The sequence below is a fragment of the Renibacterium salmoninarum ATCC 33209 genome, assembly GCF_000018885.1.
GTDB lineage: Bacteria > Actinomycetota > Actinomycetes > Actinomycetales > Micrococcaceae > Renibacterium > Renibacterium salmoninarum.
Genome location: NC_010168.1, coordinates 2,064,331 through 2,090,422, shown reverse-complemented (window position 1 = coordinate 2,090,422; position 26,092 = coordinate 2,064,331). Strand labels below are relative to the sequence as shown.

24 protein-coding genes, 1 pseudogene and 1 riboswitch are annotated in these 26,092 nt (G+C 57.2%); of the genes and pseudogenes, 24 read left to right on the top strand and 1 reads right to left on the bottom strand.

Going from position 1 to position 26,092, the window contains the following annotated elements:
- The first annotated feature begins 74 nt into the window (after positions 1-74).
- From def to hisF, 14 genes are all read left to right on the top strand, one after another.
- On the top strand, positions 75-644 hold the full coding sequence (def, locus tag RSAL33209_RS10410) for a peptide deformylase (RefSeq protein WP_012245747.1): 570 nt from the start codon (positions 75-77) through the stop codon (positions 642-644).
- Positions 641-1,564: a methionyl-tRNA formyltransferase gene (gene fmt / locus RSAL33209_RS10405; RefSeq protein WP_012245746.1), complete on the top strand. Its 924-nt coding sequence runs from the start codon at positions 641-643 to the stop codon at positions 1,562-1,564. Before def ends, fmt begins: the two co-directional genes overlap by 4 nt.
- Positions 1,557-3,065 (top strand): RsmB/NOP family class I SAM-dependent RNA methyltransferase, encoded by a 1,509-nt coding sequence (locus tag RSAL33209_RS10400; RefSeq protein ID WP_233494174.1) that lies wholly within the window; start codon positions 1,557-1,559, stop codon positions 3,063-3,065. The genes fmt and RSAL33209_RS10400 overlap by 8 nt, the downstream gene beginning before the upstream one ends.
- An 11-nt stretch (positions 3,066-3,076) precedes the next feature.
- On the top strand, positions 3,077-3,751 hold the full coding sequence (rpe, locus tag RSAL33209_RS10395; RefSeq protein WP_012245744.1) for a ribulose-phosphate 3-epimerase: 675 nt from the start codon (positions 3,077-3,079) through the stop codon (positions 3,749-3,751).
- A 79-nt stretch (positions 3,752-3,830) separates the two neighbouring features.
- Entirely contained in the window at positions 3,831-5,015 is a 1,185-nt protein-coding gene (locus tag RSAL33209_RS10390) for an epoxide hydrolase family protein (protein WP_158539311.1), read from the top strand.
- A gap of 84 nt (positions 5,016-5,099) precedes the next feature.
- Positions 5,100-5,242, top strand: a riboswitch (FMN riboswitch).
- Positions 5,243-5,319: 77 nt separating this feature from the next.
- Positions 5,320-6,036, top strand: a complete 717-nt coding sequence (pnuC, locus tag RSAL33209_RS10385) for a nicotinamide riboside transporter PnuC (RefSeq protein WP_114597730.1) — start codon at positions 5,320-5,322, stop codon at positions 6,034-6,036.
- Complete coding sequence (ribD, locus tag RSAL33209_RS10380) at positions 6,033-7,142, top strand: bifunctional diaminohydroxyphosphoribosylaminopyrimidine deaminase/5-amino-6-(5-phosphoribosylamino)uracil reductase RibD (protein ID WP_012245741.1); 1,110 nt, start codon at positions 6,033-6,035, stop codon at positions 7,140-7,142. Before pnuC ends, ribD begins: the two co-directional genes overlap by 4 nt.
- A 1-nt stretch (position 7,143) precedes the next feature.
- A complete protein-coding gene (locus RSAL33209_RS10375) occupies positions 7,144-7,767 on the top strand; it encodes a riboflavin synthase (RefSeq protein WP_012245740.1) in 624 nt (207 codons plus the stop codon).
- Positions 7,764-8,414, top strand: coding sequence for a 3,4-dihydroxy-2-butanone-4-phosphate synthase (gene ribB, locus RSAL33209_RS10370; RefSeq protein WP_012245739.1), 651 nt, complete (start codon positions 7,764-7,766; stop codon positions 8,412-8,414). Before RSAL33209_RS10375 ends, ribB begins: the two co-directional genes overlap by 4 nt.
- Positions 8,411-9,070 carry a GTP cyclohydrolase II gene (locus tag RSAL33209_RS10365; RefSeq protein WP_012245738.1) on the top strand — a complete coding sequence of 220 codons (660 nt, stop codon included), beginning with the start codon at positions 8,411-8,413 and terminating at the stop codon, positions 9,068-9,070. The genes ribB and RSAL33209_RS10365 overlap by 4 nt, the downstream gene beginning before the upstream one ends.
- Positions 9,067-9,546 (top strand): 6,7-dimethyl-8-ribityllumazine synthase, encoded by a 480-nt coding sequence (ribH, locus tag RSAL33209_RS10360; RefSeq protein WP_012245737.1) that lies wholly within the window; start codon positions 9,067-9,069, stop codon positions 9,544-9,546. The genes RSAL33209_RS10365 and ribH overlap by 4 nt, the downstream gene beginning before the upstream one ends.
- Before the next feature lie 102 nt (positions 9,547-9,648).
- Positions 9,649-9,912 (top strand): phosphoribosyl-ATP diphosphatase, encoded by a 264-nt coding sequence (locus RSAL33209_RS10355; RefSeq protein WP_041685596.1) that lies wholly within the window; start codon positions 9,649-9,651, stop codon positions 9,910-9,912.
- 66 nt (positions 9,913-9,978) lie between these two features.
- Entirely contained in the window at positions 9,979-10,821 is an 843-nt protein-coding gene (gene hisG, locus RSAL33209_RS10350) for an ATP phosphoribosyltransferase (RefSeq protein ID WP_041684680.1), read from the top strand.
- Positions 10,822-10,823: 2 nt separating this feature from the next.
- A complete protein-coding gene (gene hisF / locus RSAL33209_RS10345; RefSeq protein WP_012245734.1) occupies positions 10,824-11,594 on the top strand; it encodes an imidazole glycerol phosphate synthase subunit HisF in 771 nt (256 codons plus the stop codon).
- 50 nt (positions 11,595-11,644) lie between these two features.
- Here hisF and RSAL33209_RS10340 read toward each other — a convergent pair whose 3' ends face one another.
- A complete protein-coding gene (locus RSAL33209_RS10340; RefSeq protein WP_041684678.1) occupies positions 11,645-12,289 on the bottom strand; it encodes a TIGR03085 family metal-binding protein in 645 nt (214 codons plus the stop codon).
- Between the two features lie 123 nt (positions 12,290-12,412).
- Here RSAL33209_RS10340 and hisI point away from each other — a divergent pair, with 123 nt between their 5' ends.
- From hisI to RSAL33209_RS10290, 10 genes and pseudogenes are all read left to right on the top strand, one after another.
- A complete protein-coding gene (gene hisI, locus RSAL33209_RS10335) occupies positions 12,413-12,811 on the top strand; it encodes a phosphoribosyl-AMP cyclohydrolase (RefSeq protein WP_012245731.1) in 399 nt (132 codons plus the stop codon).
- A 50-nt stretch (positions 12,812-12,861) separates the two neighbouring features.
- Entirely contained in the window at positions 12,862-14,469 is a 1,608-nt protein-coding gene (locus RSAL33209_RS10330) for an anthranilate synthase component I (RefSeq protein ID WP_012245730.1), read from the top strand.
- Positions 14,462-15,136, top strand: coding sequence for a Trp biosynthesis-associated membrane protein (locus tag RSAL33209_RS10325; protein ID WP_012245729.1), 675 nt, complete (start codon positions 14,462-14,464; stop codon positions 15,134-15,136). Before RSAL33209_RS10330 ends, RSAL33209_RS10325 begins: the two co-directional genes overlap by 8 nt.
- Before the next feature lie 40 nt (positions 15,137-15,176).
- Positions 15,177-15,446, top strand: a complete 270-nt coding sequence (locus RSAL33209_RS10320; RefSeq protein WP_012245728.1) for an HGxxPAAW family protein — start codon at positions 15,177-15,179, stop codon at positions 15,444-15,446.
- Positions 15,447-15,448: 2 nt separating this feature from the next.
- The gene (gene trpC / locus RSAL33209_RS10315; RefSeq protein WP_041684676.1) at positions 15,449-16,249 is read left to right on the top strand and encodes an indole-3-glycerol phosphate synthase TrpC; all 801 of its coding nucleotides are present in this window, start codon (positions 15,449-15,451) and stop codon (positions 16,247-16,249) included.
- A 36-nt stretch (positions 16,250-16,285) separates the two neighbouring features.
- Positions 16,286-17,602, top strand: a complete 1,317-nt coding sequence (gene trpB / locus RSAL33209_RS10310; protein WP_012245726.1) for a tryptophan synthase subunit beta — start codon at positions 16,286-16,288, stop codon at positions 17,600-17,602.
- Positions 17,599-18,438, top strand: coding sequence for a tryptophan synthase subunit alpha (gene trpA, locus RSAL33209_RS10305; RefSeq protein ID WP_012245725.1), 840 nt, complete (start codon positions 17,599-17,601; stop codon positions 18,436-18,438). The genes trpB and trpA overlap by 4 nt, the downstream gene beginning before the upstream one ends.
- Before the next feature lie 49 nt (positions 18,439-18,487).
- Complete coding sequence (gene lgt / locus RSAL33209_RS10300) at positions 18,488-19,684, top strand: prolipoprotein diacylglyceryl transferase (protein ID WP_049759090.1); 1,197 nt, start codon at positions 18,488-18,490, stop codon at positions 19,682-19,684.
- 213 nt (positions 19,685-19,897) lie between these two features.
- Positions 19,898-24,538: pseudogene (gene gltB / locus RSAL33209_RS10295) on the top strand (glutamate synthase large subunit).
- Positions 24,531-26,003, top strand: coding sequence for a glutamate synthase subunit beta (locus tag RSAL33209_RS10290; RefSeq protein WP_012245721.1), 1,473 nt, complete (start codon positions 24,531-24,533; stop codon positions 26,001-26,003). Before gltB ends, RSAL33209_RS10290 begins: the two are co-directional and overlap by 8 nt.
- Positions 26,004-26,092 lie beyond the last annotated feature (89 nt).

Sequence of the window (26,092 nt, the reverse complement as noted above, 5' to 3'; positions counted from 1 at the left end):
AATGCCCAAACTGCAACTGCACCCGACTAGAATCAATTGACTGTTCTTCACGGATAGATGGAGTTGGACGGGCTATGGCCATCCTGGAAATTCGGATCATGGGTGATCCTGTACTACGCACGGTCGCCGAACCGGTCACCGAATTTGGCCCAGAGCTGGCCAAGTTGATCGCAGATATGTTTGAGACCATGGACGACGTTGACGGCGTCGGGCTCGCGGCACCGCAGGTTGGGGTCAGTAAGCAGATCTTCACTTACCGGATTGGCGAACTCTCCGGACACGTGATCAATCCAGTGCTTGAAAATGGTGAAGCCAACCAGCCATCTGGAGCCGAAGGCTGCCTTTCCGTACCAGGGCTTGGCTACGCCGTTGAGCGTAAGCAAACCAGTCGGGTCCGCGGCATGGATATGAATGGCAATCCGGTGCTGATCGAAGCCGACGGGATGCTAGCTCGTTGCATGCAACATGAGACAGACCATCTCAACGGAAAACTCTTCATTGACCGGCTGACCGGCGACGATCGCCGAGCCGCCATGCGCACTATCCGCGACGCACAATTTGACCAGATGAGCGCCAAGACGACTGCGCATCGAGCGCAGACGATTGGGTCCAGTTTTAGCGTGAATTCAGGTACCAGAGCGTGAGAGTGCTTTTTGCCGGCACGCCAGCGGTTGCCCTGCCATCGCTGGAAGCACTGCTAGCCGCCGGGTTCGACGTCGTTGGTGTTTTGACCCGGCCGGACGCACCGATTGGCCGTAAGCGAGTGCTGGCACCGTCGCCTGTCGCTGCTCGTGCCGAGGAACTCGGATTACCAATTATCCGGGCGAACCGTCTGGATACTGAAGTACAAGAGCAGATCGCGCTGTTGCGTCCAGAGGTGGCCGCGATCGTGGCGTATGGCGCTTTGGTGCCACCGGCTGCTTTGACCATTCCCGATTACGGCTGGATCAATCTGCACTTTTCGCTCTTGCCGGCCTGGCGTGGAGCGGCACCGGTTCAACATGCGGTCATCAACGGAGACGACGTCACTGGTGCCGTTACCTTCCAGCTTGAAGCCGGCTTGGACACTGGACCAGTATTTGGCACGGTCACCGAGTTCATCCGTCGTGATGACACCGGCTCCGCCCTTTTGACTAGGCTCTCGCATTCTGGGTCGGTACTGCTCACACAAACCCTCAGCGCAGTCGCGGCCGGAACGGCAACCGCGATCGAACAAACTGGCCCGGTTAGCTTGGCGCCAAAATTGACTATTGAGGACGGTCGAATCGATTTTTCAGTGCCCGCATTGGCGGTATCTAGGCGTATTCGGGGAGTTACCGAAGAACCCGGAGCTTGGACAGTACTGGCTGGACAACGGTTTAAGGTTGCTGCGGCTACCTTGCGTCCGGATCGGCGCGAGCTGGCACCCGGACAGCTTGCTCAAGCTGGAAAATCGCTGCTGGTTGGCACTGGATCACACGCAATTGAATTGTTGGCCGTACAGCCAGCCGGAAAAAAGATGATGGATGCGGCAGACTGGTTGCGCGGCGTCGGAATGGTTGACGGGATGGTTTTTGGTGAATAGCCAACAAGAAAACGACAGACGGCGTAATGATCGAGGACGTGAGCGCAACCGCGGCGGCAATACCGCCCGGGCCTTTTCCGAGTCGACCCCTGCGCAACGAGTACGCGAAGCGGACGCAGCGCGGTTGGTGGCATTCGAAGTATTGCGCGCTGTTTCAAAAGACAATGCGTACGCGAACTTGGTGTTACCGGCTCGGATTCGGCAGAACCGGTTAGACAAACGCGACGCCGGTTTAGCTACTGAGCTGTGCTACGGCGCCTTGCGTGGAAAAGGTACTTACGACGCAATCATTGCGAGCTGCGTAGACCGGCCGCTAGCTGAAGTTGACGAAGCAATTCTTGATGCCCTGCGGCTCGGCAGCCATCAGCTGCTCGCAATGCGGATTCCTCCGCATGCTGCCGTCAACCAGACCGTGGGATTGGCCAGGGCCGTGATCGGTGCGGGTCCGGCGTCGTTTATCAATGCGGTGCTGCGCAAGATCGCTGCGAAAGATCTCGCGGAATGGCTTGATGAACTCACCGCTGGCGTTACTGACCAGGTGAAGGTAGCGGCAATCCGGCAAGCGCATCCGGAATGGATCGTGCGGGCGCTTCGGCAATCATTAGTCGCCCATGGCCGGCCGGTGACTGAAATTGATGCGCTGCTTGAGGCAGATAACGCAGCACCGGTAGTGAATCTCGTGGCGCTTCCCGGGCTTGGCTCGCCCGCTGAAGCTTTCGACGCCGACTTCACGCCCGGTCCGTTGGCAGTCGATTCTGCTTTGTCTTCTGGCAGCGATCCAGGGCGCTTGCAATCGATTTGCGAAGGCATCGTTCGAGTTCAAGACGTTGGCTCGCAATTAGTGGCGCGAGCCCTTGCCTCGGCGCCGGTACACACGAAAGATTCGGCTGCGGAAAAATGGTTGGATCTTTGTGCTGGTCCCGGAGGCAAAGCCGCTTTATTGGCTGCTCTAGCGGCCCAACGAGGTGCCACGCTATTAGCCAATGAACCTGCAGAACACCGTGCGGAACTGGTCCGAAAGGCCTTGGCTGCGGTACCGAATACGGCTTGGAAGGTGCAGGTCGGGGACGGCCGGCAGATCGGTACCTCGCAACCTGAGACTTTTGACCGGATCCTCATTGATGCGCCTTGCAGCGGTCTTGGTGCATTGCGGCGTCGTCCAGAGTCCCGCTGGCGGCGTACCCCTGCCGAAGTCGCTGAACTCAGCCAGCTGCAACGAGAATTGCTTACCGCTGGCCTCGAAGCGCTCAAACCTGGCGGTGTGTTGGCTTATGCAACCTGTTCGCCGCATCCAGCGGAGACCATCGCAGTGATCACTGATGTCTTGCGAAAGCGCGATGATTTAGCGCTGCTTGACGCCGGTGAAGTGATCGACGGCGTCGCGCTGAAACCACTTGATTCGGCACACCCCGAACCAGGACTTGGCAAGACCAGCCAGCTCTGGCCACATCTGCACGCCACGGACGCAATGTTCTTGGCCTTGATCAGCAAGAAAAACTAAAGGAACTCTCGATGGCTGCCATTCATCCGAGCATCTTGTCCGCGGATTTCGTCAATCTCGAATCGGAATTAGCCCGAATTAGCAACGCAGAAGCCGTGCACGTTGACGTGATGGACAACCATTTCGTGCCGAATCTGACCCTCGGCTTACCGATTGTCAACCGAATTCAACAGGTCAGCCCGATCCCACTCGATGTGCACTTGATGATTTCGGATGTTGATCGTTGGGCGCCCGAATACGCTGATATTGGCGCAGCATCGGTGACTTTTCACGTTGAGGCCTCAGCAGCTCCGATCAGACTTGCTCGGGAACTGCGCCAGCGCGGTGCTCGGGCCGGTATGGCGCTACGGCCAGCCACACCGGTTGAGCCATATTTGGACATGCTCGCGGAGCTAGATATGTTGCTGCTCATGACGGTAGAACCAGGCTTTGGCGGTCAGGCATTTCTGGACGTAGTTCTTCCCAAAATCAGGCGTGCTCGGGCAGCTATTGACGGCTCAGGCGCGGCTATTTCGTTGCAGTTAGACGGCGGCATTTCGATTGACACCATTGAGCGTGCCGCCGAAGCTGGCGCCAATGTTTTTGTTGCTGGCTCAGCTGTCTACAACACACCAGATCCGGCGGCGGCAATTGAGGCTTTGCGCCGGCTCGGCTCCGTTCAGCCGAAACCATTCGAACGTGACTGACTTTGGCTGACAGAGCAATGGGCTTGGCAGGGCAATGAGCTTGGCATAGCAATGGGGCAAACAATCAGAGGGGATGATTATGGGTCGAGTCGAGCCATTTTCCATCGAGTTCTCTGACCATGAGCTCACCGAGTTGCTGTCCCGAGTCGGCCAGACAGCCAATGACCTGGCCGACGGCGTTTCCAATTGGAAATGTCCACGAGATCAAGCTCATTTTGAACAGCTTTGCCAGTATTGGTCTCACGAATTCAACTGGAAAAAACAGCAGCAAAATCTCAACCAAATCCCGCAATTCACCCTCAATATTGACGGTGTTCGGGTGCATTTTGTGCACGTCCGAGCGGTGGGAGGAAACGGCGTCCCACTGTTATTGGCGCACAGCTGTCCCGGTACTTTCTTAGAATATGTGCCAGCAATTTCGATGTTGACCGATCAACGTCGGCACGGTTTGACCGGACCCGCTTTTGACGTAGTGATTCCATCGATCCCGGGATTTGGCTTTTCGGAACGGCCAAGAGGTTCGACGTGGAGTTACGCCCATACCGCCAAGCTTTGGCACCGGCTAATGGATGAGCTTGGCTATTCGCGGATTGCGGCCGTTGGAACTGGGTTTGGTGCCGGCATCGTGACCATGATGGCGCAGCAACAACCAAAACGGTTGATCGGTATCTATCTGAATAGCTTGGATGTGAGCAGGCCGCCCTGCGCAAGCCAAGCGTTATCAACGGCGGAAATGCTTTCGCTAGCGCAAAGTGACGCTTGGGAAAATGCTGAGGTTTCGGTGGACACCGGGCCAATGGCTAAATCAAATATGCTCTCCTTCGCGTTGACGGAATCACCTATCGGGATTGCTGCCTGGATTGTGCAGCAATGGCGAGTTTGGGCCGGTCCTGAGGCCGATCTGAGTGATCGTCGCGACTACTACGCACTCTTGACCATGCTTAGTCTTTACTGGCTCACCGGCACCGTTGGCTCATCGCTTTTGGATTACTACGACAACCGGGCGGAGCCGCCGCTACTTGAGCCAGGCACCAAAATCGACGTGCCGACGTCGGCCACTGTGTTCAGCGACCCCGGAAGCTGCCGATCACGGGAGTGGATGACTGAGCTTTATCAGTTGGAAAGCCTCATCGAAGTTCCTCGAGTCGGTCGATTCGGTGTCAGCCACGATCCGCAGTGTTTGAGCTCGGGAATCGGCGGATTGGTGCAGAAAGTCATGTCTCGCGACGGAAACGCTAGCCTGTACTTTGGCGGCGAGGCCTGATTCAGGGCCGCTATGCAATATAACGACTTATCTGCGGGAACGAATCGCAGCGCACTGAAGTTGTTATGTGATAATCATTAGATCAACGTGCTCCGGGGTCGGTGTAAGTCCGAACCGGCGGTTATAGTCCGCGACCCGCGCGCAGAAGCTGGCAACAGCCCACGCAACCGGTTGAATCGGTGAAATTCCGGTACCGACAGTTAAAGTCTGGATGAGAGAAGCACGTACGATGCTGTGCGCTATCAAAAGCGCGCGCCATTGACGTTCCCCGGAGCCATCGCAGCAGATGGAAAGGGAGAACATGATTGACTTTCTGCGATGGCTCTTTGAAGCCAAAATCGAATTCGCCAACGGTGGATTCTTGCTTTGGCGAGAAGTGCTAGGAAATCTTTTTGGGCTGCTCAGCGCCCTGGGCGGTATGCGCCGTAAAGTTTGGGCTTGGCCAGTTGGCATCGTCGGTAACGTCCTACTTTTCACGGTCTTTTTAGGCACCGTTTTTGGTACTCCGCATCCGGTCAATTTATTGGGTCAAGCCGGCCGGCAGATCATGTTCATCGTGGTCTCGATCTACGGTTGGTACCGCTGGCAGCAAACTCGTAAGAAGAATTCGCAAAACCAAAACGCGGTCGAACCACAGTGGGCCTCTTGGCAGGCTCGGATCTTCCTCATTGTTGCCCTAGTGGGCGGCACTGCAGTCCTTACGCCAATATTCCGGGCGCTGGAGTCCTACGAACCTGTTTGGGCTGACGCCTGGATTTTCATGGGATCACTCTTGGCAACGTATGGCATGGCCCGTGGCTGGGTTGAATTCTGGCTTATCTGGGTTGCCGTTGACATTGTTGGCGTACCGCTCTTGTTCAGCGCCGGCTATTACGCGAGTGGCTTCATGTACATCTTCTACGGCGCTTTCACCTTGGTAGGTTTCTTCGTCTGGTGGCGGATCAAGCGACAATCTGGCCAAGTGGTTTCCGTAGAGACCGGTTTTCCAGATCCCACAATCTCGGTCGCTGATTCGAAATGAATCATGACGAGGCAATGGATCTTGCGCTGGCGACGGCGATCAAAGGGATCCGCGGGGCCAACCCACTTGTCGGTGCGGTGATTCTTGGCGCAGACGGTGAATTATTGGCTGCCGGACATCACGCCGGTGCTGGAACACCACATGCTGAAGCCTTAGCTTTGGCGCAATTGGAGCCCTCACAAAGCGCGGGAGCCACGCTCGTATGTACCTTAGAACCTTGTTCACATGTGGGCAGAACGCCTGCCTGTAGCCAAGCGATTATTGATGCCGGAATTACTACGGTGGTCTATGCCGCTGATGATCCTGATCAGAACGCAGCCGGGGGAGCAGCCCGGCTGCGGGCCGCGGGAATCACCGTTATATCGGATGTACGAGCTGCTGAAGGGCACGAGTTAAACCGGCGCTGGTTTGCTGCAGTTCGTGACAGCAGGCCGTATACCAGCGTGCACATTATGCAGACGATCGATGGTCGCATTGCGGCAGTTGATGGCAGTAGCCAATGGATTTCTTGCCCCGAATCCTTAGCGGCAAAGCATGCCCGGCGAACCAGGGCCCATGCGATGCTGGTCGGTACTGGCACGATATTGGCGGATAACCCACGGCTTACCGCTAGAGACCCGGATGGCCAACTGTTCGCTCGGCAACCGTTGCGCGTAGCACTGGGGAATCGTGAGGTTCCGGCAGATGCCGCGATTCGCGGTGACGGTCGCTGGCTTCAGGTTAAAGACCACGACGCACTCAAAGCCGGGCGCACGCTTCGCGCGCAGGGCGTTGACCACCTCATTGTGGAAGGCGGCGCTCAGGTGACAGCAGCCTTCCTGCGCGCCGATTTGGTTGATGAACTCATCGTCTCAATCGCACCGACCGTTTTAGGCTCCGGCATCACCGCGATCGGCGATATCGGCGTGTTAACCCTGGCGGATGCCAGACATTTCGGCTGGGACCCAGCTGCAGTGCCTATCCGGCACGGCAGCGATCTTACCCTGACGTTTATCCCTGGCCCCGCGACCGAGACTGAGGCAGAGACTGCGACTGAAGCGAAGGTCGCCGTCGAGCCAAATTTGACGGTTCAAACCGGCTCGGCAGAGCCAAAGATGGAGATCTGAGATGTTCACTGGAATTATTGCTGGCCGTGGCACGGTCCATGAGCTGGTCGAACGCGCGGATGGCAGCGCCGTTTTGGAACTTGATGCTGGTGCGCAAGCCGAAGGTCTTGGCTTAGGCGGCTCGATCGCGGTTGATGGGATTTGCCTCACCGCGACCCATATTGACGGAGCACGGCTCCGAATTGATGTTATGGGCGAGACTTTGCAACGCACTACCCTTGGCAAACGCCAAATCGGTGAGCTGGTGAATTTGGAACGTTGTTTGGCTGCGGGCGATCGGTTCGACGGTCACGTTGTGCAGGGCCACGTCGACGGCGTCGGCACTTTGGTCGAACGCGAGGACTTGGGCAATTGGCAGCGACTTCGCTTTGCTATTCCGGCTCCGTTGGCCAAGTATTTGGCCGAAAAGGGCTCAGTTGCCATTGACGGCGTTTCGCTAACTGTCACCGCAGTCAGCCCAGTCGGAGAGTCGGACCCCTGGTTCGAAGTCGGATTGATCCCGACCACCTTGGCTCAGACTGGATTAGGCACTAAGAAAATCGGCGAGGGCGTTAACTTGGAAACCGATGTCTTAGCTAAATATACCGAGCGATTGCTTTCCTTTGGTGCGGAGCCAACCCGATGAGCATTTTGGATCCGATTGAGACGGCAATCGAAGCGATTGCTGCTGGGCGAGCGGTTATTGTGGTCGACGACGAAGACCGGGAAAACGAAGGCGACATAATTTTTGCCGCTGAGCACAGCACCGCAGAATTGATGGGTTGGACGATTCGTCATTCCTCCGGCGTGATTTGTGTGCCGATGTCGGCAGCCCGTGCAGATCTATTGGGATTGCCGCCGATGACTGCCCAAAATGAAGATGCTAAAGGTACCGCATTTACGCTCAGCTGTGATGCTGCGGCGGTGCTCAGCACCGGAATTAGTGCTACTGATCGCTCAATCACCGCGAAGGCGCTGGCCAGCTCGCTGGCAGTTTCTGGGGAATTCACTCGACCTGGGCATATTTTCCCCTTGCGAGCGGTTGCAGCTGGAGTCAGGCAGCGCCCCGGGCATACCGAGGCGGCGGTGGAACTGGCCACTTTGGCCGGTTGTGTACCGGTCGGCGTGATTAGCGAAGTGGTCAAGGACGACGGAGAAATCATGCGTCGGGACGAACTGAGACGTTTTACTACTCAGCACGGCTGCCCGATGGTTTCTATTGCAGATTTGGCCGACTATCTTGAAATGAAAGATGCCGCGGGGCATCTGCACGCAGCGGAGGTATTACGATGACTGAGTTCAGTATTCCCAGTGATCCTGAAGTGGAACTGACTGGTGGGCCGGTGGTGCAATTGCTCACCGTGCATGGCACATTCCAGACCCAGGCCTGGCACGAGACCGAGTCCGGCGTCGAACATATGTCGGTTACCGTTCCGGTGGCGCCAGGTACAACGCCGCTGGTAAGGGTTCATTCCGAGTGCCTGACTGGTGATGTTTTCGGGTCCTACCGTTGTGACTGTGGCGAGCAGCTTGATTACGCCTTCCGTCAGGTACAAAAAGAGGGCGGAACGGTGATTTACCTGCGGGGGCAAGAAGGCCGGGGGATCGGCTTGTCCAATAAGCTTCGCGCATACGCATTGCAAGAAGCTGGTGCAGACACCGTTGAAGCCAATGAACAGTTGGGCTTGCCCGTTGATGCTCGTTCTTATGGTGCAGCAGCGGCCATTCTTCGTGAGCTAGGTTTTGAATCGATCACTTTGCTGTCAAATAATCCGGTCAAAGCCGAGCGACTTCGAGCCCTTGGTATTGACGTGGTTGGCACCCAACCGGCCGAAGTGCCCTCACGTGCCGAGAATCTGAGATATTTGCAGACCAAGAGAGACAAGATGAACCATCAGCTAAATTTGGGCGAAGCCGTATCGCAGCGTAGCAAAGGAATGCCTGCGTGAGCGGGGCAGGGGCTCCGGTCTCGCCGCAGCTGAATGCCAAGGGATTAGAGCTGGTAATTATCGCGGCATCTTGGCATGAAAAGGTGATGAATGGCTTGCTCGACGGTGCGCTTCGGGCCGCCCGAGATGCAGGGATTGAGGAGCCTCGGATTGTTCGAGTTCCGGGCTCCTTCGAGTTGCCGGTGGCTGCGGCCAGGTTGGCGCCGGACTATGACGCCGTCGTCGCCCTTGGCGTGGTGATTCGTGGTGGAACGCCGCACTTTGAGTACGTTTGCCAGGCAGCTACCTCCGGACTAACTGAGGTTAGCGTTCGGACGGGTGTGCCGGTGGGGTTTGGCCTGCTCACCTGTGACAACGATCAGCAAGCGCTAGACCGGGCTGGGCTGCCAGCTGCTCCGGGATTCGCCGGATCGAAAGAAGACAAAGGTTACGAAGCAACATCAGCAGCGCTAGAAACGGCACTAACGCTCCGCTGACCTGCGTCGAGTGTCGAGTTGTGGCGAGTTTCACGCGCTAAAACTCGCCACAACTCGACACTCGACGCAATGCGGGGTGGAAAAACAGTTAGGCTTAAGCACGTGAAATCATTCGAAGACCTCTTTGCCGAGCTTGGCGAAAAGGCAGTGCAACGCCCTGAAGGGTCCAAAACGGTCGCTGAACTGGACTCTGGTCTGCACGGGATCGGCAAAAAAATTGTCGAGGAGGCCGCTGAAGTCTGGATGGCCGCCGAATACCAGAGCGATCGCGAAACAGCTGAGGAAATTTCCCAGTTGCTGTACCACGTGCAGGTCATGATGGTTGCTAAAGGCATCTCGCTTCAGGACGTCTACGAGCATCTCTAGCCACCGGCCTTTGCGCTGGTGGCACGTTTTCCCCTCCTGATTCCCTCATCTGCGAAAGAAAACACTATGCTCCGTGTAGCCGTCCCCAATAAGGGGTCATTATCCGAATCCGCCGCGGCAATGCTTGCCGAGGCCGGTTATCGGCAACGTCGCGATAGCCGCGAACTTATTCTCGTCGATGCCGAAAACGACATCGAATTCTTTTACCTCCGCCCGCGCGACATTGCGGTTTATGTTGGCGCTGGCACGCTTGATGTCGGCATCACCGGGCGCGATTTGTTGCTGGATGCCGAGGTTGAAGCGAGCGAACTGCTGACGCTGGGTTTTGCCGGTTCCACCTTCCACTTTGCTGGCCCGGTAGGGGACTTTGCCACGGTTGGCGAGCTCGCTGGTAAGAGTTTGGCCACAAGCTATGACGGGCTTCTGCGTAAGTATCTTGCCGAACGCGGCATTGAAGCCAAAGTTGTTCGGCTTGACGGCGCAGTGGAGTCGTCGGTTCGGTTGGGCGTCGCGGATGCAATCGCGGACGTGGTTGAAACCGGTAGTACATTGCGCGCGGCCGGGATGGAGATCTTCGGCGAGCCGATTTTGCGCTCGGAAGCTGTTCTGATCGGACGTTCTGGCGAAGCGCCGGCCGGTCTAGATGTCTTGATTCGACGCTTGCAGGGCGTTTTGGTTGCCAGGCAATACGTGATGATGGACTACGACATTCGCAAAGACCTGGTGGAAAAAGCTAGCGCTTTGACCCCAGGATTGGAATCTCCAACCGTTTCACCCTTGCACGATTCTGACTGGGTCGCCGTCCGATCCATGGTGCCCAAAAAAGATACCAACCGGGTGATGGACGAGTTGTACGGCATTGGCGCACGTGCAATTGTTGTCTTCTCAATTCACGCGGCCCGGATCTAAGCATGAGCGTCGCAATCCGCGTGATTCCCTGCCTTGATGTTGACGCCGGCAGGGTAGTAAAGGGTGTAAATTTCGCCGATCTTCGTGATGCTGGCGATCCGGTCGAACTGGCTCGCCGCTATGACGGAGCGGGCGCAGATGAGCTGACCTTCTTAGATGTCACCGCGACCTCCGGCAACCGAGAAACTACCTTTGAGATGGTCGCGCGGGCGGCGGAGGAAGTCTTTATCCCGCTAACCGTCGGCGGCGGCGTGCGCGAAGTTGCCGACGTCGATCGCTTGCTGCGCGCCGGCGCGGACAAGGCCTCGATCAACTCTGCTGCAGTGGCCAGGCCAGAAGTGATCGACGAAATCACTCGGCACTTTGGCTCCCAGGTTTTGGTTCTTTCGCTGGATGCGCGGCGAGTTGCGGACGGATCAACGCCCTCCGGCTTCGAGGTAACTACACATGGCGGACGCCGCGGCACCGGCATTGACGCGGTGCTTTGGGCGCGCGAGGCAGCAGATCGCGGTGTTGGCGAGATTCTGTTGAATTCGATCGACGCCGATGGCACCAAAGCAGGGTTCGACTTGGAAATGATTCGCGCCGTACGTGCTGCCGTGCGAGTGCCACTGATCGCTTCTGGCGGCGCTGGTAAACCGGAAGATTTTCCGCCCGCAGTGCAAGCGGGCGCAGATGCCGTACTGGCCGCTAGCATTTTCCACTTTGGACCGGTAGACGCGATTGCTCAGGTCAAGGCCGCAATTAGGGCTGCGGGATTCCCCGTTCGGTAAGCTCGCCAATATTCGGCTCAAGCTCGGCTAAAGCAGGACAGCTTCGCGGGCTAAAGGCCGACTTCTGCCGTCTGCAAAAGCGCGACGGCGTCCGGTTGGCCTTCGAAGGTCACCAAAGCGTGTTCGGTTCGACCATGCGCGTGCATCAAAAGCTCGCCTGGTTCACCAACAATGGCTACTGAAACCGGAGCCCGTTTGGCAACGTGCCGCGGACCGGATGGTTGGACCAGTACGATGCCCAGATCTACGCTTCGGTAGAGAATTGCGGCCCGTTTGACCAGCTCAGACCAAAGCGCATTTGAATATTCTTCGTCCAAAGCACGTGGAGCCCAGCGATCAGTTGCCCGGCGAACATCTTCGGTATGCACAAAGTATTCGATCAGATTTGAACTCTCATCTACCGCTTTGATTCGCATTGGTGAGAGCGCAGGCGGTCCCGACCGGAATTGCTCGACGAGCCGCGCATAAGCGTCAGGAGTGCTGGCTTTAGCCGCCAGTTTTTTCGTAGAAGTTTCTGATGCGCGGGCAAAAGCACGCAAGATTAAACCCAGGCCAACTCCGGCGTTTCGCTCGCGCAAATACAAGTGCGCGGCGAGTTCTTGGCTACGCCATCCTTCGCACAGGGTAGCTGCCCCAGGGCCAGCTGCGAGCAGCGTTTCGGCCAGGACTTCTCGGGAAGGATCTACAAAATGCATCACTTGTGAAATTAGCACGATCTGGCGACAAAATCCTGGTTCGAACCGCCGGAATTGTCACCGTAATGTTCAGCATGTGCCTGAAGACCACCATTCAGCTGCCGAAGCCATAGAATTGACAGGATGCCCGCACAAATCAGCTCCGAAGATCAACAGCTTTCCACCAAAATTGCCGAGCGGCTCAAGCGCGATGAGGCTGGCCTCGTCGCTGCGGTAGTCCAGCAGTTCGACAGCAAAGAAGTGCTCATGCTTGGCTGGATGGATGACGAAGCGCTGCGCCGTACCTTGAGGAGCGGCCGTGTCACCTTTTTCTCGCGTTCCCGGCAGGAGTATTGGCGCAAGGGAGACACTTCAGGGCATATCCAAATGGTCAAAGCCGTAGCTCTAGACTGCGACGGCGATGCGCTCTTGATCAGCGTTGACCAACACGGACCTGCCTGCCACACCGGGACCCGAAGCTGCTTTGATGGCCGTGCGCTACCAGCCTTTGTTGAGCCCGTCTTTGTTGAGCCCGTTGCGTGATCGACCCGATGAATCCGACACATCTCACCAGCACTGAGGAACAAATAACAATGTCAGCACCGGATCGCTTGGGCACCATTAGTCCCAGCTTGGAAGAATTTCGTGAATTGGCCCGTAACCACCGCGTCATTCCGGTAAGCCTGCGGGTATTGGCCGATTCACACACTCCTATTGGCTTGTATCGAGCACTGGCCGACGGCGCGCCGGGTACTTTTTTGATGGAATCGGCGGCGCCGGGCGGCGTTTGGTCGCAACATTCCTTCATCGGAGTGCGTTCCCGCGCCACGCTGACCACCTTGGATGGCGAAGCCCTTTGGATTGGTGAGCCGCCAGCCGGAGTACCGACCACGGGCAACCCGGTCGAGGCGCTAGCGCGCACCGTGGAACTGTTGCAGACCGCGCGGTTCGACGGCTTCCCTCCCTTCACCTCAGGGATGGTCGGATTTATTGGTTGGGAATCGGTGCGGCACTGGGAAAAACTACCAAATCCGCCAGCTGACGATCTCAAATTGCCCGAAATGGCGATGAATTTGGTCAGCGATATGGCTGTGCACGACAACACTGATGGTTCGGTACTACTGATCGCGAATGCGATCAGTTTCGACGGCAGCGACGAGCGGGTCGACGACGCTTGGCACGATGCAGTGGCACGGGTTGACGCGATGCTCAATGCCATCAGTGCACCGCTTCGGCAACCGGTTGCCAGCATTGACCGTTCGGAAAATCATGAAAGTGAATTTCGCGGCGCGGTCCGTGAACGTTGGGACGAAGCCGAGTACTTGGCAGCTATCAAGCTTGGCAAAGAAGCGATTGTGGATGGCGAGGTATTTCAAGTCGTCGTGTCTCGCCGCTTTGAAATGGAAAACAACGCAACGCCGCTGGAGATCTACCGGACGCTCCGTGCTTCAAATCCGAGCCCCTATATGTATCTTTACAGCTTTGTGGATTCAGAAGGTCAGGACTATGCCATTGTTGGTTCTTCGCCGGAGGCTCTGGTAACCGCCACCGGAAGCGAGGTGATTACGCATCCAATTGCCGGTTCCCGTCCGCGAGGTAAAACAGTTGAGACTGACCAGCTACTAGCTGAAGATTTGCTGTCCGACGAAAAAGAACGCGCTGAGCACCTGATGCTGGTGGATTTGGCCCGGAACGATATTTCAAAGGTTTGCCTACCGGGCAGCGTTGATGTCACACAATTTATGGAGGTCGAGCGGTTCAGCCACATCATGCACCTGGTCTCTACCGTGGTTGGCTCCCTTGCCCCGGGCAAAACGGCCTATGACACCTTGGCTGCGACCTTCCCCGCCGGCACACTATCTGGTGCGCCCAAGCCAAGAGCTATGCGGCTATTAGACCAGCTAGAACCGCATCGCCGTGGGCTCTATGGCGGCGTGGTGGGATATCTCGATTTTGCCGGAAATATGGACACCGCAATCACTATCCGCACCGCATTATTGCGAGATGGCGTTGCCTATGTGCAAGCAGGCGGCGGGATCGTAGCGGACTCTCATGACGCCACCGAGGCGCTTGAGACTGTGAACAAGGCGGCGGCACCGCTGCGGGCAATTTTCGCAGCGCAACATTTGCGCAGCTTTGAGGCTTTTGAAACTGCCTCAAATACCGAGCAAGCCATCAATCAGAGAGCAGATCATGCTTGAGAATTCAGCCGAGCCAAGACGAAATCCGGCTTTTTACCGCCGTAAGTCAATCTTGGTTTTGGCCGCGATCGTTTTTGCCGCCGTCGTCTTTGGGCTGACCACGCAAACTTGGCTGCAAGCCGAAGTTAACGAAGGTGCTGCAAAAGCGGTAAGCATTGCCATTCCGGGCTCGAAAGCGGCAACCACGGTTACGGCTTTTGCGGTAGTGGCTGTCGCTGGGGCATTAGCCGCGGCAATATCGGGTCGGGTTGGCCGGATTATCTCCGCCGCAGTGATTTTGCTCGCCGCCGCTGGCGTTTTGACCTCTTCGGTCGCGGTTCTGGCCGATCCTGCTGGTGCGGCTAACGGTCAAGCCGGCGCGCAGACCGGCGTTACCGGGGTACCACTGCAAGTGACGACGGCGCCGTTGGTCTGGATCGCGGTAGTTGCTGGCGGGCTACTTGCGCTGGTGGCGCTAGCCATCATCGTTTTCGGTCGGCAATGGTCCGGAGCGAAGAAGTATACGCGCAGCGCCGAAAGCGCCGACCAGGTCTCCGACGATGAGCCATTGGACGACATCGACAGCTGGGATCAGCTCAGCAGAGGCAAGGATCCAACCTCTTCTGCGAGTTCCGTCACGGCGGAGGAAACCTCCGGACGGCCAAAGCCCACAGATCTGGCAGAATAGAACCGAAGCAAGTGAACCAGCGAACTCTTCAGGAGAGACCATGAGCAGCAAGACCACCACAACTCAAGCCGCCACCGAGCCGGTACAGCGCGCAGTGGTGGAAGGCCACGGCAGCAGCCCGTCCGCCTGGACCACGGTATTTGTATCCTTGGCCGGGGCATTGGTTTGCTCCATCGCCTTTGTGTTCGCAAACACGCCGATTTTTATTGTTGGCCTGGTCATCATGGCGATCGGCGGAATTATCGGCATCGTTATGCGCAAAATGGGCTTCGGCGTCGGCGGATCCAGGACCAAGAACTCGAGCCACTGAGCGTGAGCGTCCTGGACGACATCATCGCGGGAGTTCGCGAAGACCTCGCCGTCAGGCAAGCTGACGTCTCACTCGAAGCACTCCAGAGCCTCGTTGCAGCGCAAGCCCCAGCAATGGACGCCCTTGCTGCCTTGCGCTCACCTGGTGTGAGTGTGATTGCGGAGGTGAAACGACGCAGTCCCTCCAAAGGGCAGCTGGCCGACATTCCAGATCCGGCTGTGCTAGCGGCTGGTTACGCCTCTGGCGGCGCGGCTGTCATCAGTGTTTTGACCGAACAACGACGGTTTTCCGGCACTTTAGCTGATCTGGATGCGGTGCGTAAAGCGGTGCAGATCCCGGTATTGCGCAAAGATTTCGCCGTTGAGGCCTATCAAATTTTGGAAGCCCGCGCCCATGGAGCGGATCTGATTCTACTTATTGTTGCGGCGCTCAGCGATGACCAATTGCGTGAGTTCCTAGCGTTGACTGAGCAACTTGGTATGAACGCCTTAGTAGAGACACACACGGCGGAGGAAATCGAGCGGGCGCTAGCGATCGGTGCCAAGATTATCGGAATCAACGTCCGCAATCTTAAAACGCTTGATGTAGACCGCGGAGTCTTTTCTGCCTTGTCAGCTCTCGTGCCCTCCGGTGGCATCCTGGTCGCCGAATCCGGCGTCAAAGATGCAGCTGACGTTGCCCACTATGCTCAACATGGCGCTACCGCGGTTCTGGTGGGTGAAGCATTAGTTAGCGATGCCGACCCGGCCGAACGGATTTCCGAATTTCGGGCTGCTGGTGCCGCGGCCCATACCCCAGCCTGACCTCGTCTTACCGAAACAACTCGAAGGATCCAGCAGATGGCGAACTCAGCCAATACCGGCACACCCGATGGAGCCGAAGACACCGCCGCTAGCTTCCTTGCTGGCGCACGCCCCGCTAGCCTGAAGCACGCTAGTGGCCCGTACTTTGGTGAGTACGGCGGACGTTGGATGCCGGAATCGCTGATTGCTGCGATTGACGAGTTGGAAGACACCTTTGAGAAAGCCAAGGCTGATCCGGAATTCCTCGCCGAAATTGCCTGGCTGAACAAGAATTACTCCGGTCGGCCCTCCTTGCTCACAGAAGCGGAACGGTTTGCAGAGCACGCTGGCGGAGCTCGAGTTTTCTTAAAGCGCGAGGACCTCAACCACACTGGTTCGCACAAAATTAACAATGTGCTCGGCCAGGCTCTGCTCGCGAAGCGAATGGGTAAAACTCGTATCATCGCGGAGACCGGTGCCGGGCAGCACGGAGTTGCTAGCGCCACAGCAGCGGCCCTACTGGGCCTGGAGTGCGTTGTGTACATGGGCGCTGAAGACACTCGACGGCAGTCGCTTAACGTCGCTCGAATGAAACTACTGGGCGCCACCGTGATTCCGGTGACCAACGGCTCGCAGACGCTAAAAGATGCGATCAATGAAGCATTGCGCGATTGGGTCGCCAACGTAGGTACCACGCACTACCTGCTTGGTACCGCTGCCGGAGCGCACCCCTTCCCGGCTATGGTGCGCTTTTTCCATGAAGTCATTGGTGAAGAAGCTCGCGAGCAGATTCTTGAGCAAATCGGTCGGTTGCCGGATGCGGTCTGCGCTTGTATCGGTGGTGGCTCAAATGCGATTGGCATCTTCCACGGATTCTTGGACGATGCCGAGGTCAAGATTTTTGGCTTCGAGGCAGGTGGCGACGGCGTAGAAACTGGGAGGCATGCCGCTACCATCACGCTGGGACGGCCCGGAGTTTTGCACGGAGCTCGATCTTATTTGATGCAAGATGAAGACGGCCAGACTGTTGAGTCGCATTCAATTTCAGCTGGTTTGGACTACCCAGGAGTTGGGCCGGAGCATTCTTATTTGGCCGACATCGGCCGGGTAACTTATGAGCCGGTAACGGACACTGAGGCCATGGAAGCCTTCCGGTTGCTTTGCCGCACTGAGGGCATCATTCCGGCAATCGAATCTGCGCACGCGCTGGCAGGTGCCATGCGCGTAGGCAAGAAGCTCACCGAAGGCGTTGCAGACCCGAAGCAAGTTGTGCTGCTGGTGAACTTGTCCGGCCGTGGCGATAAGGACGTTGGCACCGCCGCCGAATGGTTTGACTTACTTGATGCCAAAAACGACGAAGGTGCCGGCGAATGAGCGTCTCGAGTGAAATTGTGCCCAGCAAATCTGCCGCGGCAATTGACCGCGCGCACGCTGCTGGCCGTACCGCGTTGATTGGCTATTTGCCAGCAGGTTATCCGGATGTGCAGAGCTCCATTGACGCTGGAATTGCGATGTCGCGCAATGGCGCGGATTTGATCGAAATCGGTATTCCGTATTCCGATCCGGTAATGGACGGCCCGGTGATCCAAGCGGCAACTACTGAGGCGCTTGCCAACGGGTTCCGAGTAGCTAGTGTTTTCGATGTGGTGGCCGGCATTACTGCTGTTACCGATGTTGCCGTGCTGGTCATGACGTATTGGAACCCCGTTGTCCGGATGGGTGTGCGCGATTTTTCTCGCCGTTTCGCTGAGGCCGGGGGAGCCGGGCTGATTACACCTGATCTAGTCCCGGACGAGGCATCCGAATGGTTAGAGGCTTCGGAAGAATTCGGCCTGGATCGAGTTTTCCTCGTTGCACCGTCCTCGACGCCGGAAAGGCTGGCCAGCACCGTGGCCGCTAGCCGCGGGTTTGTTTATGCCGTTTCGGTCATGGGCGTCACGGGCACTCGGGCGAATGTTTCGACCAGCGCGCAGTCGTTGGTGGCCCGAACCCGAGCAGCGGGCGCCGAGCGAGTTTGCGTTGGGTTGGGCGTTAGTAATGCCAATCACGTCAAAGAAATTGGCAGCTACGCCGACGGTGTTATTGTCGGAACGGCTCTGGTGGCGGCACTTCGTGATGGTGGCGTTGACTCCGTCGGTCAGCTAACGAGCGAGCTGAGCTCCGGAACTTCGAGATCAGAAGCCGCGCAACAGATTCTGGAAGGTCACTGATTTGAGCATCTTGGCACTAGGCGGGCATCTTGCGAGCACTGCGCAAGCGATGAGCGTCCTTCCAGCAAGCATTCCTAGTCCCACATGGTCTGGCTTTGAAATTCCGCTGCCTTGGGGGCAGTTGTCGATCAGAGCCTATGCTCTGTGTATTTTGCTCGGCATCATTGCCGCACTCTGGCTAACGAATGTGCGTTGGAAACGGCGCGGTGCCCCCGCTGGCTCGCTGTGGGACATTGCTATTTGGGCAATACCGTTCGGCATTATTGGCGGTCGTCTCTATCACGTGTTCTCTTCGCCGGAGGCTTATTTTGGGCCAGGGTTCAACGGCACAGGGGATCTGTCCTTGATCCCGCAAATTTGGCGCGGTGGTCTGGGTATCTGGGGTGCCATGGTCTTGGGTATTGTGGGTGCTTGGATTGGCTGTCGCCGGGCTGGCGTGAAGCTAACAGCACTCATTGATGCTGCCGCTCCTGGACTGTTGCTGGCGCAAGCTCTGGGACGCTGGGGAAACTACTTCAATCAGGAGCTTTTTGGCGGCCCAACGACCTTGCCTTGGGGATTGCAGGTAGACCCGAGTAGCGGGAATTTCCCTACCGGTTATGCGGCAGACACGTTGTTCCACCCCACGTTCCTATATGAGTCCCTATGGAACCTGGTCGGCGTGGCGCTCTTGCTGCTTATCGACCGTCGATTCAAACTGCGCCGCGGCAGACTGCTCTGGCTGTATGCAATTTATTACACACTGGGCCGGGTCTGGATCGAAGCGCTCCGGATCGACACTGCGGAGCAAATCACTTTCTTCGGCATCACAACGCGTTTGAACGTTTGGACCTCGATTCTGGTCTTCGTTATATCGCTGCTCGTTTTCCTTGCGTTGAGCGTTATTGGCCGCAATAAAGCCAATCAAGAATCGGTCTTGTTATCGGGCCACGAACCAGAGCTAAACGAACCTGAGCCAACTGAACACGTTGAGCAGCCCGTTGAAGCAGAGCCCGTCGACGACGTCGAACGGATCGCCGAGCCAGATCCGGTAACGCAAGCTGAGCCAGCTGAATCTACTGAGCCGGATTCAGTTCAGCTGGATGAGGCGCTAGCGGAGCAGGTTGGCGTCCATAATGCGGACACTGCGTCGCAGAATGCGACTGCTGAATCGGCTCGTGATAATCTCGCCGATAACCCCTCGGAGGTGCACACCAGCACCGAATCCGAGGCCGGGAAACAGGTCGGAAGCAAAGAACAGTCCTGAGTAGTGGCGGCAGTACCGAGCTGCAACTACATATCCCAGTGGCAACCGCGGTAGCCTGCAGTGGAGTTTTTTTACGCTCGGCTGGATGTGATCCGTGTCATATAATTCCTACTAAGGAATTCATTATCAGGTCGTTGCTGCTTCTTGGCGAAGCGGACGAGCGGGGCCAGTGTTGTCCCCTCCGAAAGCTCTCTCAGGGGGAAGGACTCAGCTATGACTCAATACCAGCCAAATAATCCTGCGACTTCCGCGCAGCCGATTATTTCCCCATTCGAACGTTTCGCCATGGCTCCAGCAGCTCAGGGCCTCTATTCGCCAGAAGATGAAAAAGATGCCTGTGGCCTAGCAATTATTGCCACCCTGCGCGGCCATGCCGGGCACGACATTGTTGACGCAGCACTCACTGCCTTGCGGGCTCTTGAACACCGAGGCGCTGTTGGCGCTGACGAAGGTACCGGTGATGGGGCTGGACTTCTGACGCAGATTCCCGACGAGTTTTTCCGCGCTGTGGTGGACCTGGAGCTACCGGCCTCCGGTCAGTACGTAGTGGGCACAGCATTCTTGCCAGTGCAGGAAAGCGAAACTCTCATCGCCGTCGAGGGTTTAGAAGCATTGGCGGCTGAGGAAGGTCTTCGGGTACTGGGTTGGCGCAAGGTTTCGGTAGTCGCGGACCTGGTCGGCTCGATGGCCCGAACCTCGATGCCGCAGTTCCGGCAATTCTTCTTGGCGCTGTCAGAAGGCGAAGAAGCTAACGAGATTGCTACTGTGCTCGACTCACGGGCATATCGAGTTCGCAAACGCGCGCAAAACAAGCTGGGCGTTTATTTTCCTTCGCTATCCAGCCGGACCATTGTCTACAAGGGCATGCTCTCTACCGCGCAGCTAGAGCCGTTCTATCCGGACCTTTCGGACAGCCGATTTAAAACAAAACTTGGCATTGTGCACTCGCGCTTCTCCACCAACACCTTTCCCTCTTGGCCGTTGGCACAGCCGTTTCGCACCATTGCGCACAACGGGGAAATCAATACCGTTAAAGGCAACCGTAATTGGATGCGCGCCCGCCAATCAACGCTGGCTAGCCCGTGATTGGGCGAGAATCCGGAAGAGCTCTTCCCGATCTGTACGCCCGGCGCTTCTGACTCGGCCTCATTTGACGAGGTAGCTGAGCTGCTCTGGCTTTCTGGCCGGACAATTACGCACGCGATCATGATGATGATTCCGGAGGCCTGGGAAAACCACGCCACAATGGATCCCGCGCGTCGAGCATTTTACGATTATCACTCGCTGCTGATGGAGCCATGGGACGGTCCGGCAGCAGTGTCATTCACCGATGGCTCGCTCGTCGGGGCGACGCTTGACCGTAACGGTCTGCGCCCGGGACGGTATTGGATCACCGAAGACGGTTTGGTTGTTTTCGCTTCTGAAGTCGGCGTGATTGATATTGAACCCGCGAAGGTCGTCAAAAAGGGCCGAGTTTCGCCAGGCAAAATGTTTTTGGTTGATACCGAGGCCGGCCGAATTGTTGACGATTCTGAAATCAAGTCGGAGCTAGCCAGCGCTGAGCCTTGGGCCGATTGGCTCAAAGACAATCTAATTAGCCTCAATGATCTGCCGGAACGTGAACACGTGGTGCACACCTCGGCCTCGGTCAATCTGCGCCAGCGAACTTTTGGTTACACCCAAGAAGAGCTGCGTATTCTGCTTGGACCGATGGCCAAAAATGCTGCAGATCCGCTTGGCGCGATGGGTTCAGACACGCCGCTTGCGGTCTTGTCTACGAGGCCGCGGCTGCTTTTCGACTACTTCACTCAGTCCTTTGCCCAGGTGACCAACCCGCCTTTGGACGCCATCCGTGAAGAGCTAGTTACCTCTTTGAAGACTTCGATCGGCCCGAACGGGAATCTATTGGCCACTAAGAAGGTCAAAAAGCCGCAAGTAGCTCTTGATTTCCCGGTGATCAACAATGATGAACTAGCAAAGATCGCCAACATCGAAGCTCCGATTGGGGCAGAGAACGAGGGCGAGCGGCTCGCGATCAAAGTTCGAGGTCTTTACCGGTCCGACGGCGGCGAAGCAGCCTTACGGGCCCGACTCACCGAAATCTGCGAGCAAGTTTCTGGCGCGATCAATCGTGGTGTGCAGTACGTGGTGCTCTCGGACCGAGATTCCAATGCACAGTGGGCGCCCATTCCTTCGCTGTTGCTGATCAGCGCCGTCCATCATCACCTCTTGCGCAGCGCCACTCGGACTAAAACGGCTTTGGTCGTAGAGGCGGGCGATGTGCGCGAAGTGCACCACGTCGCGCTGTTGGTTGGTTATGGCGCTGCTGCGGTCAATCCGTACTTGGCGATGGAGTCGGTGGAAGAGCTGATTCGAAGCGGTGACGTGCTTGGCGTTACTCCGGAAGCCGCCGTCGGTAATCTCATTAAAGGCCTGGGCAAAGGCGTGCTGAAAATCATGTCCAAGATGGGCATCTCCACTGTGGCTTCATATTGTGGTGCGCAGACTTTTGAGGCCCTTGGTCTGTTCCAAGACCTGGTTGACGAATTCTTTGCTGGCACCAGAACTCAGCTTTCCGGCGTGGGACTTGGTGTGATTGCCGCTGAGGTTTCCGCTCGGCACGCGATGGCCTACCCGCCGGAAGGCATTGAGCAGGCGCACCGGCCCTTGCTTGGTGGCGGCGAATATCAATGGCGCCGTGAAGGCGAACCGCATCTTTTCAACCCAGACACGGTTTTCCGTCTGCAACATGCAACCCGGGAACGTCGGTATGACATTTTCAAGAGCTATACCAGCGCGATTGACGACCAATCAAAGACCCTAATGACCTTACGTGGCTTACTTGGCTTCAAAGCGGGCCTGCGTGAACCGCTGTCAATCGATGATGTGGAACCGGTCTCTTCGATAGTGAAGCGTTTTTCTACCGGCGCTATGAGCTACGGTTCGATTTCTCAAGAAGCGCACGAAACGCTTGCGATTGCGATGAATCAGCTGGGGGCCAAGTCGAATACCGGTGAAGGCGGCGAGGACGTCGATCGACTGCTGGATCCGCGTCGGCGTTCAGCGATTAAGCAAGTGGCCTCGGGCCGGTTTGGTGTAACGAGTCTTTATCTCACCAATGCGCAAGATATTCAGATCAAAATGGCTCAAGGCGCTAAACCCGGTGAGGGTGGCCAGCTGATGGCACAAAAGGTTTATCCCTGGGTTGCAGCTACCCGGCATTCCACCCCCGGCGTTGGCTTGATTTCGCCGCCACCACATCACGATATTTATTCGATCGAAGACTTGGCCCAGCTCATCTACGACTGCAAGCGGGCAAACCCCTCGGCACGGGTGCACGTCAAGCTGGTCTCGGAAGTCGGCATCGGTACCGTAGCGGCCGGCGTGACCAAGGCCAAGGCCGACGTCGTGCTGGTTTCCGGGCACGACGGCGGCACTGGTGCCTCGCCGCTGAACTCGCTCAAGCACGCTGGTGCGCCCTGGGAGCTTGGCCTGGCTGAGACTCAACAGACTCTGATCTTGAACGGTCTGCGCGACCGGGTGGTAGTGCAAGTTGATGGCCAGCTCAAAACCGGTCGCGAGGTGGTGATTGCTGCCTTGCTCGGTGCTGAAGAATATGGTTTTGCTACCGCGCCGCTGGTGGTTTCCGGTTGCGTGATGATGCGGGTGTGCCACTTGGACACCTGTCCAGTAGGCGTAGCGACGCAGAACCCGGAATTGCGTGCGCGGTTCTCCGGTAAGCCTGAGTTCGTGGTCAATTTCTTTGAATTCCTGGCTCAAGAAGTCCGCGAAATTCTCGCTGAACTGGGATTCCGCTCGATTGAAGAAGCTATTGGTCATGCTGATGCTTTGGACATCCGCAAGGCCGTAGATCATTGGAAGACTGAAGGACTGGAACTCGGCCCGCTCTTAGAAGGCCAGAACTTTGACCGTGATGTACCGCTGCGGAATTTGATTGGACAGAACCACGAGCTGGAAAAGCATTTTGACCAGCAGCTGATCACGATGTCTGCCGAAGCGTTGGCGGATCGTAGCCCGGTGAAGATTAGTATTGCCGTGGTAAATACTGATCGCTCAGTGGGCACAATGCTGGGCCACGAAGTGACCAAGAAATTTGGCATTGAGGTACTTGGTACCGACACGATTGATGTGACTTTGACCGGCCAAGCAGGCCAGTCGCTGGGTGCGTTCTTACCCGCTGGTATCACCTTGCGGTTGTTTGGCGACTCCAACGATTACGTAGGCAAGGGACTCTCGGGCGGCCGAATTATGGTTCGGCCGGATCGGGCAAAAACCTTTCAGGCAGAACTAAATGTAATTGCCGGAAATGTCATCGGCTATGGCGCTACCAGTGGCGAGATGTTCTTGCGTGGCCAGGTAGGGGAGCGCTTCCTGGTTCGTGACTCCGGGGCAACCGCCGTCGTTGAAGGCATTGGCGACCATGGTTGCGAGTACATGACCGGTGGGTGCGCCTTGATTCTTGGTCGAACCGGTCGAAACTTTGGTGCGGGAATGTCTGGCGGCGTGGCGTACGTATTCGACTTGGCGGTTGCCGAAGTCAACAAGCAGGCGTTGGATTCTGGCGAGCTGCAGTTGCTGCGTCTTGACGAGGCTGATGTGGACTTTGTGCGAGCTCTTCTGCGCACGCATCAAGAGGAAACTGACTCCGCACTTGCTGCCAGAATGCTGGCCGATTTTGAGACTGATCCGGCAGCTATCGCGCAGCACTTCACTAAGGTGTTGCCACGTGACTACGCCGCCGTGCTAGAAACCCGCGCCCAGGCTGAGGGCGAAGGCTTGGACCCAGACGGCGACGTCGTCTGGAAACGGATCTTGGAGGTGACCGGTGGCTGATCCACGTGGATTCATGAAAGTTCGCGATCGGCAGACTCAGCCGCGTCGCCCAGTTCCGGTGCGAATCATGGACTGGAAAGAGGTTTATGAAGCACAAGAAAAAGGTGTGCTGAAATCTCAAGCCGGCCGTTGTATGGATTGTGGGGTGCCGTTTTGCCATCAGGGTTGTCCGTTGGGAAACCTCATTCCAGAGTGGAATGACCTGGTGTGGCGAGATAAGGGCGAGGAAGCAATCGAGCGCTTACACGCCACGAACAACTTCCCGGAATTCACCGGACGGCTTTGCCCCGCACCGTGCGAGTCGTCCTGTGTTTTAGGCATCAACCAACCCGCAGTCACGATCAAGCAGGTCGAGGTTTCAATTATCGATCAAGCCTTCGATAACGACTGGGTGAAACCGCTGCCACCGGCCCGGTTAACCGGGCACACCGTGGCCGTGGTTGGCTCAGGACCGGCCGGGTTAGCGGTAGCACAACAACTGACCCGAGTGGGGCATACCGTTGCCGTTTATGAACGCGATGATCGAATTGGCGGCTTGCTTCGCTACGGGATTCCAGACTTCAAGATGGAAAAAGAACACCTAGACCGCCGCTTGGAGCAAATGCGTGCTGAGGGCACCCGATTCCGGGCCGGCGTCGAAATTGGCAAAGACATATCTTGGGAACAACTACGCCGTCGTTATGACGCCGTGGTGATTTGCGCTGGCGCTACCGTGCCGCGTGATTTGCCGATTCCCGGCCGCGAGCTTTCTGGTGTGCATTTTGCGATGGATTACTTAGTGCAATCAAACCGTGCGGTTGCCGGTGACGAGGTCGCCGGGATCGACGGTGCAGGCCAGATTTATGCAGCGGGAAAGCACGTAGTGATTCTTGGCGGCGGTGACACCGGCGCAGACTGCCTCGGTACCGCGCATCGGCAGCAAGCAGCTTCAGTAAGCACTTTGGCCATCGGCAAGCAACCGCCTGCCGAGCGGCCCGAGCATCAACCGTGGCCGATGTTCCCGACGCTCTTTGAAGTTGCCAGCGCACATGAAGAGGGCGGCGAGCGCACCTACTTGGCTTCAACCGTTGAGTTCGTCGGCACTGATGGGGTACTGACCGCCTTGAAAATCGCGGAGACTGAGTACCGGGACGGGCAGCGAGTGCCTAAACCAGGCACCGAGCGCGAGATTCCAGCCGATCTGGTGTTCCTGTCGCTGGGATTCACTGGTGCCGAACCAGCCGGGATCACTGAGCAGGTGGGCGCCGAATTCGATCCGCGCGGAAACGTGGATCGGGACGGTTACTACATGACCAACACTGACGGCGTATTTGTCGCCGGCGATGCCGGTCGCGGCCAGTCGCTGATCGTCTGGGCGATCGCTGAAGGTCGGGCATGCGCAGCAGCCGTTGATAACCACCTCAGTGGCAGCACCAGCTTGCCAGCGCCGGTTTCACCAACCGACGTAGCTATTTCTCCGCTGTGAACTTGCTGTTCAGAAGGCAAAACAGCACTGAAGATTGACTGGAGGGTCAACTCCAGGTCATGCGAGCACCTGGGGCTCAGATTAGGGTA